The following is a 17,879-nucleotide window of genomic DNA, read 5'->3' as shown; positions in this document are numbered from 1 at the left end:
TTAAAATATCTAAGGAGGAAAATTTTATGAAAAAAATTATTGCAATGTTAGCTGGAGCTGCTATGATGGTAAGCTGTGGTGGAAATCAAACACAAGAGGAGAGTTCTACTATTAAAGTAGGAGGAATGGGACCTTTAACTGGTTCTGCTGCTATGTATGGAACTACTATTGAGAAAGGAGCTAAATTAGCCTTTGAAGAGATTAATAACAATGGAGGAGTTTTAGGTAAAAAATTAGAATACATATCTCTAGATGAAAAGGCTGACCCTATCGAAGCTGTAAATGCTTACAATAAATTAGTTGATGAAGGAGTTGTTGCTATCCTTGGAAGTGTTACTTCTAAACCAACTTTAGCAGTAGCTGAATTAGCTGCTAAAGATGGAATGCCTATGATTACTCCTACTGGAACACAAATAAATATAAATGATGCAGGACCAAATGTTTTCCGTGTATGTTTTACTGATCCATACCAAGGAAGTACATTAGCAAAATTTGCTAAAGATAAATTAAATGCAAAAACTGCTGCTGTTATGGTAAATACATCTAGTGACTACTCTGATGGTATTGCTAATGCATTTATAGAGCAAGCTAAAAAAGAGGGAATAGAGATAGTTGCTAAAGAGGGATACTCTGATGGAGATAAAGATTTCAAAGCTCAACTTACTAAAATAAATGGAGAAAACCCTGATATTTTAATGGTTCCTGAATATTATGAGCTTTCTGCACTTATTGCTACACAAGCTAGAGAGATTGGAATGAAATCTACCTTTGTAGGACCAGATGGTTGGGATGGAATTATTGGTGCACTTGATCCATCAGCTTACTCAGTTGTTGATAACTCTTACTTCACTAACCATTATTCAGCAGAAGATAGCAGTGAAAAAGTTCAATCTTTCTTAAAAAAATATAGAGAGAAATATAATGAAGAACCTACTGCTTTCTCAGCTTTAGCTTACGATAATGTATATATATTAAAAAATGCAATTGAAAAAGCTGGTACAACTGATAAAGAAGATTTAGTAAAAGCTATAAAAGCTAGTGATATGGATGGTATTACTGGACATTTAACTTTTGATGAAAAAAATAACCCTATCAAAGCTGTTACAATAATTAAAGTAAAAGATGGAAAATACATTTTTGATTCTGTTGTAGAAACAAAATAAGTATTGTGGTATAATATTATGGAATTTATAATATTATTTTAGGAGGAACATAATGAAAAGAAGTTTATCTGGTATTCAACCTAGTGGAATACTTCACCTTGGAAACTATTTTGGTGCTATGAAACAATTTATAGATGCTCAAAATAGTGGAGAGTATGATGGTTTTTATTTTATAGCTGACTATCACTCTCTTACATCACTTACTGATCCTAAATCTTTAAAGGATAATACTTATAATATAGTGTTAGATTATCTTGCACTTGGACTTGACCCTAATAAATCAACTATATTTTTACAATCAGATGTCCCTGAACATGTAGAGCTTTCTTGGTTACTATCAAATGTAACTCCTGTTGGATTATTAGAAAGAGGACATTCATATAAGGATAAAATAGCTAAAGGAATTTTCCCTAACACAGGGCTACTTACTTATCCAGTTCTTATGGCTGCTGATATACTTATGTATGATGCTGACGTAGTTCCTGTAGGAAAAGACCAAAAGCAACATTTAGAGATGACTAGAGATATTGCTATGAAATTTAACCAACAATATGGAGTTGAACTATTTAAACTTCCTGAACCTCTTACTTTAGATGACTCAGCTGTAGTTCCTGGAGTAGATGGACAAAAAATGAGTAAGTCTTATGGAAATACTATTAATATGTTTGCTAGTAAAAAAGATTTAAAGAAACAAATTATGAGTATTGTAACTGATTCTACTCCTTTAGAAGAACCAAAAAATCCTGATAACAATATAGCAAAACTTTATGCACTATTTGCTTCAATAGAAAAGCAAAATGAGATGAAGGAAAAATTTTTAGCTGGTAACTATGGTTATGGACATGCTAAAACAGAACTTTTAAATGCTGTATTAGAATACTTTGGAGAAGCTAGAGAAAGAAGAGAAAAATTAGCTCAAGATATGAATTATATCCACGATGTACTATTTGAAGGTGGAAAAAAGGCTAGAGCTATTGCTCAAAAAAAAGTTATGAAAGCTAAAGAAGCTGTTGGTATTATTGGTAATATGTATAAATACTACTAATATAAAAGGGAGTTACTATATAAAATAGTAACTCCTTTTTTCTAATACTTACTTAATTATTTTTCAAACTTACTTTTATAATCCCAAATAGTTCTCAATATCTCTTCCATATCGTTAACCATTGGCATTCTTGGATTAGCTGGTGTACATTGGTCTTCATAAGCGTTCATTGCCATTCTATGAATTGCCTCATCCCAAGCCTCTTTAGAGATTCCTTGAGATTTTATATTACTTACTACTCCCACTTTTTGACAAAGCTCTTCACAAGCATCAGCAAACATTTGTACCCCTTCAGCTGGAGTTTTTGGATTTAATCCTATTAATTGAGCTAATTCCATATATTTTACATCTGCCTTATAGTTTTCTATCTTAGGCCAAATATTTAATTTTGTAGGAATTGTTCCATTGTATCTAATTACGTGTGGTAATAAAATTCCATTTGTACGTCCGTGAGGGATATGGAACTCTCCACCTATTTTATGTGCTAAAGAGTGATTCATTCCTAAGAATGCATTAGCAAATGCCATTCCAGCTATTGTAGATGCATTATGCATTTTTTCTCTTGCACAAGGGTGTTTAGCTCCCTCTTTTACTGATAACTCTAAGTAATCAAATACTAATTTTACAGCTTGTTTAGCCCATCCATCTGTAAAGTCAGATGCAAGTATTGAAACATAAGCTTCTACAGCGTGAGTTAATACGTCTATTCCTGTATCTGCTGCTATACTAGCTGGTAAACTCATTACTAACTCTGGGTCAACTATTGCTACAGTTGGAGTTAAAGAGTAGTCAGTTAATGGATATTTTTTATTTTCTTTTTTATCAGTAATAACTGCGAATGGAGTTACCTCTGAACCTGTTCCTGAAGTTGTAGGAATACATACTAATTTAGCTTTTTTACCTAACTCTGGGAATCTGAAAGCACGCTTTCTAATATCCATAAATTTTTGTTTTATATCATCAAAGTTTACTTCTGGGTTTTCATATAGAAGCCACATTACTTTAGCAGCGTCCATTGGAGAACCTCCACCTAGAGCTATTATTGTATCTGGCTTGAAGTTATTCATTAACTCTAATCCTTTTTCTACTGTATCGAAGCTTGGGTCTGATTCTACATCAAAGAATAACTCCATATCTACTTTATCTCTTCTTCCAGCTAAAACATCTTCTATTTTCTTAACATATCCTAAGTTATACATACCTCTATCAGTAATTATCATAACTTTTTCTATCTCTTTCATATCTTGAAGATATTTGATTGAATTTTTTTCAAAGTAAATTTTTGGTGGAAGTTTAACCCATTGCATATTATTATTACGTCTCCCTATTCTTTTGATATTTAGTAAGTTAACTGCACTTACGTTATTTGAAACTGAGTTACGTCCATAAGAACCACATCCAAGTGTTAATGATGGGATAAATGCATTGTATACAGAACCAATTCCTCCAAATGTAGATGGAGCATTTTCTATTATTCTTATAGCTTTACAAGCAAATCCAAATCTCTTAGAAATCTCTGGGTCTTGAGTGTGTATTGCTGCTGAGTGTCCTAGCCCATTAAACTCTACCATTGCTGCTGACTTAGCTATTCCATCCGTTGTACTTTCAGCTTTTAATATAGCTAATACTGGAGATAATTTCTCTCTTGTTAATGGTTCATTTACTCCAACCTCTTTACACTCTGCACATATAATTTGCGTATCAGCAGGAACTTTAAATCCAGATTGTTCTGCTATCCAAGTAGCTGGTTTTCCTACTACTGCTGCATTTAATTTAGCATCTTTTGCCTCTTCTGAGTAAGCAGCAGCTCCAAACATAAATTTCTCTAATTTTGCTTTCTCTTCAGCATTTACAAAGTAAACTTTGAAACGCTTCATCCCTTTTATAAATTCATTATATATTTCATGGTCAACAATAGCAGCTTGCTCTGATGCACAAATCATACCATTGTCAAAAGATTTTGAAAGTATAATATCATTTACAGTTCTTGGTAATACACATGATTTTTCAACATATGCTGGAACGTTTCCTGCTCCAACTCCTAATGCTGGTTTCCCACAAGAGTATGCAGCTTTAACCATTGCATTTCCTCCTGTAGCTAATATTGTTGCTACTCCATCATGCTTCATTAATGCCTCAGTTGCATACATTGATTTCATCTCTAACCATTGGATACAATTTTCTGGTGCTCCAGCTTTTACAGCTGCATCTCTGATTATCTTTGCTGCCATTGCAGAACACTCATGTGCTGATGGATGAAATGAAAATATAATAGGATTTCTTGTTTTTAGTGCAATTAGTGATTTAAAAATTACTGTCGATGTTGGATTTGTAGTTGGTACTATTCCACATACTACTCCAACCGGTTCAGCTATTTCAGTAATTCCTGTTAATTTATCCTCATTTATTACTCCAACTGTTTTTAAATGACGTAAATTACTAGTTACATACTCACAAGCAAAAAGATTTTTTACTGCTTTGTCTTCAAAAACTCCTCTTCCTGTTTCTTTTACTGCTGCTTCCGCTAATATCCCATGAGCATCAAGCCCAGCTACTGAACATTTTGCTACTATGTGGTCTACTTGCTCCTGAGTAAAATTTTCAAATTCTTTTAATGCTTTTAATGCTTTTGTTACAAGTTCTTCTACATGAACATCTATTTGCTCATTTGTTAATTCAACTTGTGCTTCAACAACTTTTTTTTCTGCCATTTATATCCTCCATGCCTCTTCTTCTTGCTGTTTTTTACTTTATCATATTTTAATAACAAAATACAAGTTACTTTTTTCATTTTTTAAAAAAAGATAATTTTTTAATCATTTTAATGATGAAAAAATTATTTTGTATATTTTATAAGTATTTTATTCATACCAATATTAATATTTTTATTTTATAATTTATGTATTTTTATTTTTTTAACAAATAAGTCAATTTTTATAATTTTTATACTATATTTTTACAAGCATTTTTTGAATTTAAATATTACAAATATCAAACAATTACATAAAAATATATTGATCTACTCTAAGTTAAATAAATTCTTTAATTTTTTATTTAATTTTCTTTTTTTTATGATAAAATAATAGAGATAAATATTCAAGGAGGTAGTCATGGCAAAATTTGATAAAATATACAAAGATATAGTAGAAACTATAGATAAATATGGAATTTGGAGTGAAGGAAATGTAAGAACTAAATATGCTGATGGTACTCCTGCCCATTATAAAAGTTATATAGGTTACCAGTTCAGATTAGATAACTCCACTGATGAAGCTCATCTCATAACTACTAGATTTGCTCCTAATAAAGCTCCTATTAGAGAGTTATATTGGATATGGATAATGCAATCTAATAATGTAGAGGAATTAAATAAATTAAAATGTAAATTTTGGGATGAATGGAAAATGGAAGATGGAACTATTGGTAAAGCCTATGGATATCAGATAGCTAAACAAACTTTTGGATATAAAAGTCAGCTTGATTACATTATTAATGAAATTAAGAAAAATCCAAACAGTAGAAGAATTATGACAGAGATTTGGGTACCTGAAGATTTAGACAAAATGGCTCTTACTCCCTGTGTACATCTCACTCAATGGAGTGTAATAGGGAATAAGCTTTATCTTGAAGTAAGACAAAGAAGTTGTGATGTTGCATTAGGACTTGTTGCTAATGTTTTCCAATACTCTGTCCTCCATAAACTAGTAGCTATGGAATGTGGACTTGAGCCTGCTGATATTATTTGGAGCATCCACAATGTACATATCTATGATAGACATATGCCTGTACTTTTAGAGCAAATTAAAAGAGAAGAGTTTGAGGGTGCTATTTTAAAAATTGAAAACTTTACTTCTATTTATGATTTTAAACCTGATGATGTAGTAGTTGAAAATTACAAATATGGGGATAAAATATCTTATGAGGTGGCTATATAATGAGTAAACCTGAGATAAATATGATAGTTTGTGTGGCTGAAAATAATCTTATTGGAGATAAAAATCCAACTGGAAATGGTTTACTTTGGCATTCAAAAGAGGAGTTAGCTTACTATAAAGAAAGAACTATTGGGAATGTTGTTATCTTTGGAAAAAATACTGCTAAATATGTTCCTCTTGAACTTATGAAAAAAAATAGAGATGTTATTGTAATCTCTTCTAAAGATAGTTTTTATGAGATTGTAGAAAGATATAAAGATACAGATAAAAAAATCTTTATATGTGGAGGTGCCACTGTATATAAAGCTTATCTTGAAAAATATCCATTAGATAATATTTATATCTCTAAATTAAAATCCCACATAGAAGTAACCATTCCAAATAATCCTCTTTACTTTCCAAATGTAGAAGAGTTTGGATATTCTGTAGTTGAAGTAAAAGAGTATCAAGATTTTACAGCTTATACCTATAAGAAAAAAAGATAGCGTTTTGCTATCTTTTTCTTTCATATTTGAGATTTCCATTCTCATCATATCTTCTAACTTCTATCTCTTTTCCATAATTATACACATACTCTTCACTTACTTTCCCATTGGTATAGTAGTATCTCTGTACCCCATCTCTTCTACCATTTCTATAATTTTCTTCATAAATAATTTTTCCTTCTACATATTTTATCCACTGACCATCTTTCTCATTATTTCTATGAAAACCTTTTTCTGTAATTCTATCTTTTGTATCATATACAATATAACTTCCCTCTAAAATTCCATCTCTATATTCAGTTTCTTTTCTAAAATAACTTTTTTGGCTAAAATCTGTTGGAATATAATAGATTATTTTCCCATCTAGTCTTCCATTTTGATTATAAGTATATATTCCTATATTTTTACCATTTTCACTATAATCTTTCCATTCTCCAGAACGAACTCCATTAGTATGGTAGCCTATTGTATGTATTTTCCCATTTCTATAATAACTTTTGTACTCTCCATCTAAAATATCATTTTTATAATTTTCCTCTTCATATAATTTACCATCTATTGGATAATAACTTTCAGATTTTCCCTCTTTTTGTCCTTTTATATAATTTATTTTTCTTATCATTTCTCCTTTATTATTATATATAGTAACTATCCCTTCTAAATATCCATCTATATAATTTCCACTCTCTTTTATATCTCCATTATCATAATATGTAGTATATTTTCCATTTAATACTCCCAATTGATAAGTTTCTTCTGATATTATTTTTCTATCTCTATTATACTTTACCCATACTCCATCTTTTTTATCGTTTACAAAGTTTCCCTCTACTTCCAATCCACCATTGTAGTTATTAGTAAAGAAATATCCCTCTCTCATATCATTTTGATAGTTTACTTGCGAAAGAATCTGTCCCCCTATATACTCAGTTGCCTTCCCCTCTTTTTTCCCAAGCACATAATTTAACTCTATATCTTTTTGTCCATTACTATTATATCTAATAAATACTCCATCTAATTTACCTGAAAGATAATTTCCAGAAATCTTAATATTTCCATTCTCGAAATTTTCTAAATAGCGTCCCTCTTTTATTCCATTATTATAATTAATCTCTTTAGATATAGCTCCATTAGAGTAATAATATCTCTCACTACCATTTTTAAAACCATTTATATAGTCAACTTCATATTTTATCTTACCATTAGAATAATATTCTACTTCTTTTCCATTTTTTATTCCATCTACATAATTTTGCTCTCTTTTTATTGTTCCATCTACATAATAATCATATATAGTTCCATTTTTTAAATTTTTCTTAGAGATATTTATTTTAGGTTTCTCTAATTTTTTTTCTGAAGAATTTTTTACAATAACCTTTGTTACCTCTTCTAATTTTTCTTTTTTTCTGGTGGTATTACCTCTCCCTGATTTATCTTATCTAATTTTTCTTTTAACTCAGCTAATACACCTGATACCTCTTCCTTAGCTTTAACTATCTCTCCCTTATCTACATTTTTTTCAAAAGATTTAGTTGCTAAATAAATGATTCCAGAAATTAATCCTGTAATTAATAATATCACAACTAAAGCTATTAAAAAATTTTTCCCTTTGCTATTTTCTCTCATATATCTCTCCCTTCTTTATATCTCATATTATTATTATATAATATTTTCTATTTCTTTCAAAGAAAAAAGGGACTTACCTCATACTTAGAAGCAAATCCCTTTTCAATATTCAAACTACTATTTTGTTTCAGCTATTTCACAAGCTTCACAAGTAGCTCCATTTAATTCTCTTTCAGCTAAGATATCCTCAATATGCTCTTTTGTTTCTGTTAAAGCCTCTACTGACATATCTTCATAGTTTACAGAATCACAAGATTTTATATTGATACCTTGATTTCTTAAAAAAGCATCAACCTTTGTCTTATTTTTTTTGTATAGGTAATATCCTGCTACTGTTACTCCTATTCCCACTGCAGCTCCTACTACATGGGCTTTTGTTATTTTTCCATTTCCTCCGAATCCAAATCCGAACATGGTAATACCTCCTATTATTTATTTATTGTTACATACTTTTCTGTATTTCTAGACATATTTTTATTTTTTCTAAAGAACACATGGTATATTAAATCTCCAATATTATCTATACTGTTATCTTCAGAAACATTAGCTATATAATAATCTTTATTTTCTTGTTTATTTTTTATTCTAAAAAACTTTACTTCCTTAGCATCATTATTTGTAGAAATAAGGTGTCTACCAAATGTTGTCAGCCAAATCATTGCAACTATTGAAAGTTTTGGAGTATTTAGAAATGATTTTATCAAGTATACTGCTGGTAAAATTTCTAAATCAAATACCCCTTTTCTATTAGTTTCTATGCAAGCATGCTCTAATATAGCAGCTGTTGTCATAGATATAGAAAACCAATTCATTATATTTTGTAATTGATTATCGTTTCTATTAATTAACATATTTATCCCTGACATCATTATAGAAGCTCCTGAATATATAGCAAAACTCTCTATAGCTTTTTGCTCTACCCCTTCTAATAACTTCACTGGCATCATTCCATTTTCAATGGAAAAGGCTGTAAGTATTTTATATATTGCCTCCTGTAGATTAACTTTTTCAGGATTAAATGTAGCTACTACACTTTTAGTTACAGGACTATATTTTAACTCAATACTTTCACTATCCTTTGTAACATTTTCCCTAAAAGTTTCAAAAGATTTTATAGGCTCAGATAACTTTAGCCTAACTCTATTTGGTAACTTATGCATAATTATTACACTAAGTTTTTTCATTCCCCTCTCCTTAATTTTTTAATTTATATTTTAGAAGTTTTAAAGAGTTTCCTACAACTAAGATTGTACTCATATTATGTATAACTGAACTATATATTGCAGGTAATATTCCAGTTGCTCCTAGTACTAAAGCAAAAGAGTTTATTCCTATTGCCATAGCAAAATTTTCTTTTATTGTCTTAACAGTTTTCTTTGAAAGCCCTATTACTTCTGGAACTAATAGTGGGTCATCTTTTGTAATAGTTATATCTGCTGCCTCCATAGCCACATCAGTTCTAGTACTTCCCAACGCTACACCTATATTTGCATATGATAGAGCAGGAGCATCATTTATTCCATCTCCTATCATTATTACATTACTTCCTCTAGATTGTAGGGCTAATATATTTCTTGCCTTATCTTCTGGAAGTAACTCTGACTCATAACTATCTATGGACATTCTAGAAGCTATAGTTTGAGCTTGTTGTTCTAAATCTCCTGTAAGTAATACTATCTCATCTATCCCCTGTCCTCTCAATCTATTTATAGTTCTTTTTATATTTTCTCTAGGTGGGTCTGTAACTCCAATAAGTCCTATTAACTTATCATCTTTAGCAACATAGATAAGTATCTCTCCTCTACCAAGAATAACCTTCACTTCATCATGAGAATTATCTGTAGAGATTCCATTTTCCTCCATAAACTTTTTACTTCCCACTCTAATTATGCTATCCCCTACCTCTGTTTCAATTCCTCTTGCTACTATAACTTTATTTTCTGTATGATTAGGTATCTCTAATCCTCTCTCTTTTACCTCATTTAAAATCGCTACTGCTAGTGGATGAGTAGAAGTTTCTTCTGCTGCAGCTGCATAGGCAAGCATTTTATTTTCTCCAATATTTTTATCTAAAAGTTTTATTGTTTGTACACTAGGTTTTCCCTCTGTGATTGTTCCTGTCTTATCAAAGATAATTGTATCAGCTTTAGAAATTTCCTCTATATAGTTACTTCCTTTGATTAGGATTCCATTTTTAGCTGCTGTATTTATAGCTGCAGAAAAAGCTGCTGCTGTTGAAAGTCTTATTCCACAAGAGTAATCTATTACTAACATACTCATAGCTTTTTGAATATTTCTTGTAGTTCCATATACTATACCAGCTAATAAAAAGTTTAATGGTATGAGCTGTGCTGAGAAATTATCAGCATAGTTTTGAATTTGAGCTTTATTAAAATTAGCATCTTCTACTAATTTTATGATTCTTGAAACTGTTCTCTCATCTCCAACTTTTTCAGCCTCTATTGTAATATTTCCATTTTTTATAATTGTTCCTGCAAAGACATTTTCTCCTACTTTTTTAGTTACAGGCATATACTCTCCTGTAATAGAAGATTGGTCAATATAAGCTTCTCCTTTTGTAATCACTCCATCGACACTTATTTTTTCTCCAGTTTGAACAACTATTTTATCCCCTTTGCTAATCTCTTCAATAGCTACCTTTTGGATACTACCATTCTCCATTACTTTCCAGACATAGTTCTCTCCAACACTTAACATATCTTTTATAGCCCCTCTAGTTTTTTTCATTGTATAAACTGTAAGAAGCTCAGCAAACTCTTCCATTATCATAATAGTTAAGGCTGTCTTTTCTTTTCCTAAAAGTAAACTACTTATAATAGCACTAGAACTCAATGTATCAGCATTAGGTCTTTTATTTTTCACTAGACACCCCAAACCATTTGATATAACTGGAGCTGCTAATGAAAGTACTGCTAAAGTATTAGGATTAAATAATCTCTTTATTCCTACAACTGGTGCTGCTGGTGCTTTTTTAAATATATTATATATTAAAAGTATTCCAGCTGCTGTCATTTTTTTTATTATCTCCTCTGGAGATTCCTCTTGTAACTTCCTCTCTATTACTATGTTTTTACTATTTTCTGCTCTTTCATTTTTATAGATTTCTACTAGATATACATTTAATGTATTTTGAATAAGAGCTATTAAATTGTCATCAGTTACATTTATATCATCAAAATATATAACTACTGTTCCTGTAACACTACTTATCTTAGCACTTTCTATATACCTTACTTGTTCTAATTGTTTTTCAACCTCATTTTTTAATTTCCCCAAATATTTTAGAGCTTTAGATTTTATACGAACTCTACCTCTTATCTTATGAACTACTTCACAATATAAAAGATGACCATTAGTTCTTCCTTTCATCTTATCTTCCTCTTTTCAACTCTTTACATAAAATTTCATAAAATTTATCTAAATTTTTCTCTATCTCTTCTACTGACATCTTATTATAGACATCTTCATTTTCTACAATTTTTTTCCATACAAAGTTTAACCAATCTACAATTTTTTTCTCATTTGTAAGTTGTGGATTATATTTTACAAGTACCTTACTTGTTATATATGAGTAACTAATATCTTCTATTCCTTGCTCCATCTTAATTATACTTGTTGTATAGTGCTCATATTTTTTCATATCTTCAGGAATTTTATCTAGCCCAGGAATCTGCAGTCTTAATCTTCCTGGAATACTATGTACTACTTTTATTTTGTTAAAATATAAAAAAGCTGATTTTAATAAACTATTCACTAATTTCCTCCTTTAGATATGATATTAAATCCCCACCATAGTAAATTTACTCCATTTGGCATAATAGGATTTTGTCTAATTTTTCTTATTCCATTAATTATAAATAAAAGAGCTATTGTACTTTTCAAATCCAATATTCCCTTTGTTTTATTGTAGATAGCAAAGTCTATACTCTCTATTACTTCTCTCATTCCAGAAAAAAGTTTTCCATTTTTTTTATCAAAAACCTCTTCCTCTAATCCAAGAATACTCAGTACAGCACCTATTAAAGTTATAGGGTCAACTACTTCTTCTGAAAACTTGATAAGAACACTTCCTATTAGAGTATTTACAGAGATATCTTCTATTCCATTTAAGCTAGCTAATTTTCCTACTAACTCTTTAGCTTTTTCATCATCTTGTATAAGAGAGTTTACTTTTAATCTTATTCTCCCCTTTATATAATGTTGGACTTCTAATATTCCATAAAAATCTGGAAGCATTTTTTTATTCATCTAATCACCTTCTATCTACAATTTATACTCTTTTAGCTTATCTTTTTAGTATACACTTTTTTTTGAAATAATTCAATATTTTTTATATAAATCATTTTGAATAATATTTGATTTTTTAGTGTATAATATGTTAACTTATTATGTCTAAATATAAAAAGCAGTCCTTTATTATCAGGCTGCTTTTTATATCTAACTAACTTTTTTTCTATTTATATATCTTTTACATTGTTGTTGTACATTATACCCAAGTAATACTCCCAAAATAAAATCCTCTTCTGGTGAAAAATCTCTCAAAGAGTTTTTCTTAAATTTCTTTAATACCTCTATACATTCTTTTGTCCCAAAGAATATATTTACATATCCAGATTTAAGATTTTCTAAAATATATTCATAGCTACATCTATCTAATCTTTCTTTAATTATTTCAAAATTTTCAGTAGTAGTTGTTAAAAGAGCCAAACTTCTAAGACCTTTATTCAATTCATACATCATATGAAAAAATACACCAAGTTCATTTCTCTTTTGTTCACTCATATTATTTTACCTTTTCCACCCAAGCATTTATTCTTTCATCTGTAAGTTCACTTTGATTATTTTCATCTATTACTAATCCTACAAACTCATCATCTACTACTGCTTTTGACCCACTGAATGAATATCCATCAGTTGAAGTTTTTCCTACTAAATTTATTCCCATATCTTTTATCTCTTCATATATAGTTCCTATTCCATCTACAAAGGTATCTCCAAATCCAAATTGGTCTCCTATTCCTATAAGTCCAACTTTTTTCCCTGATAGATTTTTAGTTTTTAATTTATCTAATGCTTCATACCAATCGTCTTGTAAATCTCCCATTCCCCAAGTAGAAGTAGCAAATATTACAAAATCATACTCTTCAACTCTATCAATCTCAGTAGCTGATAATACCTCTGCACCTAATAACTCTCCTACTTTTCCTGCTACCATCTCAGTTGTTCCTGTTGTACTTCCATAAAAAATTGCTGTTTTCATAGTTAACCTCCTTCAAACTTCTAATCTGTTATAATTATACTACCTTTTATTTTGTTTGTCAAATTATTTATATAAAAAATAAAAAGAGAGATATAGTAATTTAAACTATACTCTCTATTATCTCTTAAAAAATATCTTTAATTTTTTTAGCAGGAACTCCTCCAACTATCATATTTTTTTCAACATCTTTTGTTACAACAGAACCTGCTCCTATAATAGCATTATCTCCTATTGTAACACCTGCAACTACTGTAACATTTGCTCCTACCCAAACATTTTTCCCTATCTCAATATTTTTACCACAATCAGTATAAAATGGTGGAAACATACAAAAACTTTCATCTATATTTTTTCTTGTCAATTTTCTCATCAATTCCCTTATCTCTTCTTGTGTATAAAATTTACTATTTAAATCCATTGTTATTTTTCTAGCTTCATCACTTAACTCTAACATATATCTATGGATTTCACTTCCTGCTTCAACTTTCTTTTGACTTTTCATATAATTTAAAAATTTTTCTAAATCCATCTCTCTCCTCTTATCTATTTTGTAAAAATTATTTCTAGATTATGGTCAGTTTCACTAATATTTTTTTGTAATCTATCTTTTTCAACTATCCTTCCTAGTTTTGTATAACTATATGAAGTATAAAAACTTTTATAAAATAGCACTATACAATCATCGCCATATAACATTAAATCTCCAACTTCTATATTTCCACTATAACTTCTATCACTGGGAATTTTTTTAGAGATTATTCCATATTTTTCATTTCCATTTAATTCCTTTACTTTAATTTTTAAAGGTAATCTTTCTAAAAATATATCAGCACTTTTATTATCTTCTAACTCTACTTTGTAATGTTCATTTTTTATAATAACTTCTATAATTCTCATATTACTTTCCTCTATATCAACAGCTTTACATATAAAATGAAAACTTAAAAATAAAATTATATAAATTTTTCTAAACATTTTTTCCAAGTTCATAAGCCTCTCTTAACTTTTCTTCATATCTCTTTATAGAGCCTACTACATCAGCTCCAACACCTCTTACTACTCCTTTTAATCTGCTATTTTCAAAACATTCAATCCAACCTTCCAATCCCATTATTGCTCTATCGATAGCTCTTTCATCTGTATCTGCTGCAGTTGCTAAAAGATAGATATCTTTAAATTGGTATTCACTTGGAAATAGAGGATTTGTTCTATCTAATAGAGTCTTCATCTGTCCTGCCATCTCATAAAAATATATTGGAGTGGAAAAAACTACTACATCAGAATTTTTTATTTTTTCTATAATCTCATTAGCATCATCTTTTATTATACATTTTCCTGTATTTTGACAACTTAAACAACCTTTACAAAATTCTATTTTTTTATTTACTAAAGATACTTTCTCCACAATACTTTGGCTTTCCTCTGCTCCCTTTAAAAAATAGTCAGCTAAAATATCCGAATTTCCTTCCTTTCTAAGAGTAGTTGATATTACTAAAACTTTTTTATTCATATTTATCCTTCCTTTCTCAAAATATTTATAATAACATACTCTGAATTTCCTGCTGTTCTAATAGGATAACCCCAACCACTCAATCCAGATGTTACTATTACATTAAAATTTTCAAACTCCTTTTGTCCATAAATTAACTCTGCTAAATTAAAAAATTTTATTAATAGATTAAAAGGGAAAATCTGTCCATTGTGAGTATGTCCAGATATTTGAAGATTATATCCTAATTTGCTATTTTTTTCTAAATCTGTAGGTTGATGACTTACTACTATTATATATTTATTTTTATCCACTTCTTTTATAAGCTCTTCACTATCTTTTTTATTTTTAAATATTCTATCCTTTCTTCCTACAAGATTAATATCTTCATTAATATCAATACCTTTATCTTCTAATATATAAATATTTTCCTTTCCTATTGCTTCTTTTAATTCTTTTAAAGTATAATTAGGTTTTTTAGTATATCTAGACATATTGTGATTTCCATATATAAAATACAGTCCATATCTATTTTTTATCTTCCCTAAAATTTTAAATACCTCTTTTACTCCTTGTAGTGTAGTTCCTTCATCTACTATATCTCCACCTAATATTAAAAAATCTAAATTCTCTTTATTTAATTTCTCTACAACTTTTTCTAATTTTTCCATATTTAAAGAGTTCCCATAGTGTATATCACTTATAAATCCTATTTTATATCCTTTTTCTGAAATATTTTTTTCTGTAAATATATTATACTCCACTCTCTTTATATTATTGATATTATAATATCCATAACAAAATAATAAGAAAGTTAATAAAATTGGTAAAGAAAAACTATTATAGAGAAAGCTCCAACCTTTTAAATCTATTTTTTTTAATATTAAATTTAAAATCTCTATTACTATTCCTATTTCAAAAAGATGAAGTAGTATCAGAAACCAGATTCCAAAAATATTTATTCCTGGAATCATTATTAACAATAAAATTATAATTACTACTAGTTTACTAAAATTAAATTCTCCCCAACTATTTATTCTCAATAACACTGTATAAAAATACATTGTCATTATTCCTAATAATATAATAGGGATTATTCTAAACAATCTTTTTCCTCCTTTATACTTTTTTCTATATCTATTGTATAAACTCTCTCTATTTTTTTATTTAAATATTCTAAAGTCTCTTTTAACTCCTCTATTTTACTTATCAACTCTTCTCTTTGCTCAATAAGTAAATTTTTTCTTGCCTCTTTAGTAGAATCTCCTAATTGATATAAAGTTACATATTCTATTAAAACCTCTATTGGAAGTCCAGCTTTCCTCATACATTTTATAAAATTTATCCATCCAATAGAGTTTTCATCATAATCTCTTATTCCGCTTTTATTTCTTGGTACTGGTGGAATAAGTCCTATTCTCTCATAATATCTTAAAGTATCTGCACTTAACTCAAGTTTTTTACTTACCTCTGCTATTGTCATATTAACATCTCCTTTTATTCTCTTTCTTCTACAATAACATTTAGAGTATACTCCAAGTCAAGTGTTTTTTATAAAAAAAATGCTGGTATATTCTACCAACATTTCTTTAAAGGTTTTATATAGCTTCTTTTAGTTGTTCCCCCTCTGTTTTAGCAATAACTAGAGTACAAACTGCATCTCCAGTAATATTTATCATTGTTCTAAACATATCAACAAATCTATCTATTCCCATTACTAATCCTATTCCTTCAAGTGGAAGTCCTATTTGAACCAATACCATTCCTAACATTATAACTCCAACTCCTGGAACACCTGCAGTTCCTATTGAAGCTAAAGTTGCTGTAAGTATTATTGTAATATAATTTCCCATTGTTAAATCTATTCCATATATCTGTGCTATAAATATTGTTGCAACTCCTTGCATTACCGCTGTACCATCCATATTTATTGTATTTCCTAATGGAATAGTAAATGATGAAATTGCTTTTGATACTCCAAATGTTTCTTGCATAGATTTTAAAGATGATGGAAGGCAAGCACTACTTGAAGCAGTAGAGAAACCAACCATCATAGTAGGAGCAAAACTTTTAAAGAATTTTATAGGATTATATTTTCCAAATAATACTAGAATTCCTTGATATGTAACTAGGCAATGAATAAACAATATAATTACAACACCTATAAAATATTTGAATAGAGGTAATAGTGCTACATATCCTAATGTTGTAAATGTCTTAGATATCAATCCATAAACTCCAAATGGTGCAAATATCATTATTATTTCTACTAATTTTAAACTTAAAGCATTTCCTTCTTCAAATACTTTCTTTATATTACTAGCTTTATCTCCTAAAAGAGAAAGAGCAACTCCAACTAAGATAGCAAAAACTATAATTTGTAACATATTTCCAGTTGCCATAGCTTCTGCTGGATTTATAGGTATCATATCAAGTAATATATCTACAAAAGGCTTAGTTTCAGAAACTGTCACTTGAGATACTGCTATATCTCCTATATTTACTCCTCTACCAGGATTTATTATATTTCCTCCAACTAGAGCTAATATTACAGCAAAAGCAGTTGTAGAAAGATAGAATATTAAAGTTTTTACTCCTATTCTTCCTAATTTAGTAACATCTTCTATACCAGCTGCACCTATAACTAAAGAGCATAAAACTAAAGGTACTACCACCATTCTTATAGCTCTTACAAATCCATTCCCTAAAAGATTGAAAACAAAATTAAGTAAATATTTACTTACAAATGGATTATCTTTCATTGGATGTAAAATCAATCCTGTAATCACTCCTAATATTAAAGCTATAAAAATTTTCGTAGTCAAATTTAGTTTTTTACTCATTTTTCTTCTCCC

At 29.1% G+C, this 17,879-nt stretch carries 20 protein-coding genes and 1 pseudogene; 4 read left to right on the top strand and 17 right to left on the bottom strand.

What is annotated here, in order from left to right:
* Positions 1–26 precede the first annotated feature (26 nt).
* Both FMAG_RS02795 and trpS read left to right on the top strand, forming a co-directional pair.
* Positions 27–1,163 carry an ABC transporter substrate-binding protein gene (locus FMAG_RS02795; protein ID WP_005883829.1) on the top strand — a complete coding sequence of 379 codons (1,137 nt, stop codon included), beginning with the start codon at positions 27–29 and terminating at the stop codon, positions 1,161–1,163.
* Between the two features lie 52 nt (positions 1,164–1,215).
* A complete protein-coding gene (gene trpS, locus FMAG_RS02790; RefSeq protein WP_005883827.1) occupies positions 1,216–2,208 on the top strand; it encodes a tryptophan--tRNA ligase in 993 nt (330 codons plus the stop codon).
* 56 nt (positions 2,209–2,264) lie between these two features.
* Here trpS and adhE read toward each other — a convergent pair whose 3' ends face one another.
* A complete protein-coding gene (gene adhE / locus FMAG_RS02785; RefSeq protein ID WP_005883825.1) occupies positions 2,265–4,919 on the bottom strand; it encodes a bifunctional acetaldehyde-CoA/alcohol dehydrogenase in 2,655 nt (884 codons plus the stop codon).
* Between the two features lie 399 nt (positions 4,920–5,318).
* Between adhE and thyA the strand changes: the two genes are divergently transcribed.
* Together thyA and FMAG_RS02775 are read left to right on the top strand one after the other, a co-directional pair.
* Positions 5,319–6,143, top strand: a complete 825-nt coding sequence (gene thyA / locus FMAG_RS02780; protein ID WP_005883823.1) for a thymidylate synthase — start codon at positions 5,319–5,321, stop codon at positions 6,141–6,143.
* Positions 6,143–6,628 (top strand): dihydrofolate reductase, encoded by a 486-nt coding sequence (locus FMAG_RS02775; RefSeq protein ID WP_005883821.1) that lies wholly within the window; start codon positions 6,143–6,145, stop codon positions 6,626–6,628. The genes thyA and FMAG_RS02775 overlap by 1 nt, the downstream gene beginning before the upstream one ends.
* A gap of 7 nt (positions 6,629–6,635) precedes the next feature.
* Here the strand turns inward: FMAG_RS02775 and FMAG_RS02770 are convergent, their stop codons facing one another.
* The 16 genes and pseudogenes from FMAG_RS02770 to FMAG_RS02700 form a co-directional block, all read right to left on the bottom strand.
* Complete coding sequence (locus FMAG_RS02770) at positions 6,636–7,586, bottom strand: toxin-antitoxin system YwqK family antitoxin (RefSeq protein ID WP_050795418.1); 951 nt, start codon at positions 7,584–7,586, stop codon at positions 6,636–6,638.
* 144 nt (positions 7,587–7,730) lie between these two features.
* Positions 7,731–7,865 (bottom strand): annotated as a pseudogene (locus FMAG_RS14245) (toxin-antitoxin system YwqK family antitoxin); the annotation flags it as partial.
* 152 nt (positions 7,866–8,017) lie between these two features.
* Positions 8,018–8,254, bottom strand: coding sequence for an NUDIX hydrolase (locus tag FMAG_RS02765; RefSeq protein WP_040493554.1), 237 nt, complete (start codon positions 8,252–8,254; stop codon positions 8,018–8,020).
* A 117-nt stretch (positions 8,255–8,371) separates the two neighbouring features.
* Complete coding sequence (locus FMAG_RS02760) at positions 8,372–8,668, bottom strand: hypothetical protein (protein ID WP_005883819.1); 297 nt, start codon at positions 8,666–8,668, stop codon at positions 8,372–8,374.
* A 14-nt stretch (positions 8,669–8,682) separates the two neighbouring features.
* Positions 8,683–9,438, bottom strand: coding sequence for a hypothetical protein (locus FMAG_RS02755; RefSeq protein ID WP_005883817.1), 756 nt, complete (start codon positions 9,436–9,438; stop codon positions 8,683–8,685).
* A gap of 10 nt (positions 9,439–9,448) precedes the next feature.
* Entirely contained in the window at positions 9,449–11,644 is a 2,196-nt protein-coding gene (locus FMAG_RS02750) for a heavy metal translocating P-type ATPase (protein ID WP_005883815.1), read from the bottom strand.
* Between the two features lies 1 nt (position 11,645).
* Positions 11,646–12,029 carry an HMA2 domain-containing protein gene (locus tag FMAG_RS02745; RefSeq protein WP_005883813.1) on the bottom strand — a complete coding sequence of 128 codons (384 nt, stop codon included), beginning with the start codon at positions 12,027–12,029 and terminating at the stop codon, positions 11,646–11,648.
* Entirely contained in the window at positions 12,029–12,523 is a 495-nt protein-coding gene (locus tag FMAG_RS02740; protein WP_005883810.1) for an HMA2 domain-containing protein, read from the bottom strand. Before FMAG_RS02740 ends, FMAG_RS02745 begins: the two co-directional genes overlap by 1 nt.
* 189 nt (positions 12,524–12,712) lie before the next feature.
* On the bottom strand, positions 12,713–13,057 hold the full coding sequence (locus tag FMAG_RS02735; RefSeq protein ID WP_005883808.1) for a DUF2023 family protein: 345 nt from the start codon (positions 13,055–13,057) through the stop codon (positions 12,713–12,715).
* Between the two features lies 1 nt (position 13,058).
* Positions 13,059–13,535: a flavodoxin gene (locus FMAG_RS02730; RefSeq protein ID WP_005883807.1), complete on the bottom strand. Its 477-nt coding sequence runs from the start codon at positions 13,533–13,535 to the stop codon at positions 13,059–13,061.
* Between the two features lie 124 nt (positions 13,536–13,659).
* On the bottom strand, positions 13,660–14,064 hold the full coding sequence (locus FMAG_RS14295; RefSeq protein ID WP_005883805.1) for an acyltransferase: 405 nt from the start codon (positions 14,062–14,064) through the stop codon (positions 13,660–13,662).
* Positions 14,065–14,078: 14 nt separating this feature from the next.
* On the bottom strand, positions 14,079–14,432 hold the full coding sequence (locus tag FMAG_RS02720; protein WP_040493687.1) for a cyclophilin-like fold protein: 354 nt from the start codon (positions 14,430–14,432) through the stop codon (positions 14,079–14,081).
* Between the two features lie 70 nt (positions 14,433–14,502).
* Positions 14,503–15,045: a flavodoxin family protein gene (locus tag FMAG_RS02715; RefSeq protein WP_005883801.1), complete on the bottom strand. Its 543-nt coding sequence runs from the start codon at positions 15,043–15,045 to the stop codon at positions 14,503–14,505.
* A gap of 2 nt (positions 15,046–15,047) precedes the next feature.
* Entirely contained in the window at positions 15,048–16,130 is a 1,083-nt protein-coding gene (locus tag FMAG_RS02710) for a metallophosphoesterase (RefSeq protein ID WP_005883800.1), read from the bottom strand.
* Positions 16,118–16,507 (bottom strand): MerR family transcriptional regulator, encoded by a 390-nt coding sequence (locus FMAG_RS02705; RefSeq protein ID WP_005883799.1) that lies wholly within the window; start codon positions 16,505–16,507, stop codon positions 16,118–16,120. Before FMAG_RS02705 ends, FMAG_RS02710 begins: the two co-directional genes overlap by 13 nt.
* A gap of 115 nt (positions 16,508–16,622) precedes the next feature.
* Positions 16,623–17,867 (bottom strand): dicarboxylate/amino acid:cation symporter, encoded by a 1,245-nt coding sequence (locus FMAG_RS02700; RefSeq protein WP_005883797.1) that lies wholly within the window; start codon positions 17,865–17,867, stop codon positions 16,623–16,625.
* Between the last annotated feature and the right edge of the window lie 12 nt (positions 17,868–17,879).

This window comes from Fusobacterium mortiferum ATCC 9817, assembly GCF_000158195.2.
Classification (GTDB): domain Bacteria; phylum Fusobacteriota; class Fusobacteriia; order Fusobacteriales; family Fusobacteriaceae; genus Fusobacterium_A; species Fusobacterium_A mortiferum.
This window is presented reverse-complemented; position numbering and strand designations above follow the sequence as displayed.

Bases quoted from the DNA above. Each gene is read 5' to 3' on its own strand.
- FMAG_RS02705 (WP_005883799.1), bottom strand. From the start codon at position 16,507: ATGACAATAGCAGAGGTAAGTAAAAAACTTGAGTTAAGTGCAGATACT.
- FMAG_RS02775 (WP_005883821.1), top strand. From the start codon at position 6,143: ATGAGTAAACCTGAGATAAATATGATAGTTTGTGTGGCTGAAAATAAT.
- FMAG_RS02795 (WP_005883829.1), top strand. From the start codon at position 27: ATGAAAAAAATTATTGCAATGTTAGCTGGAGCTGCTATGATGGTAAGC.
- trpS (WP_005883827.1), top strand. From the start codon at position 1,216: ATGAAAAGAAGTTTATCTGGTATTCAACCTAGTGGAATACTTCACCTT.
- FMAG_RS02750 (WP_005883815.1), bottom strand. From the start codon at position 11,644: ATGAAAGGAAGAACTAATGGTCATCTTTTATATTGTGAAGTAGTTCAT.
- thyA (WP_005883823.1), top strand. From the start codon at position 5,319: ATGGCAAAATTTGATAAAATATACAAAGATATAGTAGAAACTATAGAT.
- FMAG_RS02755 (WP_005883817.1), bottom strand. From the start codon at position 9,438: ATGAAAAAACTTAGTGTAATAATTATGCATAAGTTACCAAATAGAGTT.
- FMAG_RS02730 (WP_005883807.1), bottom strand. From the start codon at position 13,535: ATGAAAACAGCAATTTTTTATGGAAGTACAACAGGAACAACTGAGATG.
- FMAG_RS02765 (WP_040493554.1), bottom strand. From the start codon at position 8,254: ATGAGAGAAAATAGCAAAGGGAAAAATTTTTTAATAGCTTTAGTTGTG.
- FMAG_RS14295 (WP_005883805.1), bottom strand. From the start codon at position 14,064: ATGGATTTAGAAAAATTTTTAAATTATATGAAAAGTCAAAAGAAAGTT.
- FMAG_RS02720 (WP_040493687.1), bottom strand. From the start codon at position 14,432: ATGAGAATTATAGAAGTTATTATAAAAAATGAACATTACAAAGTAGAG.
- adhE (WP_005883825.1), bottom strand. From the start codon at position 4,919: ATGGCAGAAAAAAAAGTTGTTGAAGCACAAGTTGAATTAACAAATGAG.
- FMAG_RS02760 (WP_005883819.1), bottom strand. From the start codon at position 8,668: ATGTTCGGATTTGGATTCGGAGGAAATGGAAAAATAACAAAAGCCCAT.
- FMAG_RS02735 (WP_005883808.1), bottom strand. From the start codon at position 13,057: ATGAGTGAACAAAAGAGAAATGAACTTGGTGTATTTTTTCATATGATG.
- FMAG_RS02740 (WP_005883810.1), bottom strand. From the start codon at position 12,523: ATGAATAAAAAAATGCTTCCAGATTTTTATGGAATATTAGAAGTCCAA.
- FMAG_RS02700 (WP_005883797.1), bottom strand. From the start codon at position 17,867: ATGAGTAAAAAACTAAATTTGACTACGAAAATTTTTATAGCTTTAATA.
- FMAG_RS02715 (WP_005883801.1), bottom strand. From the start codon at position 15,045: ATGAATAAAAAAGTTTTAGTAATATCAACTACTCTTAGAAAGGAAGGA.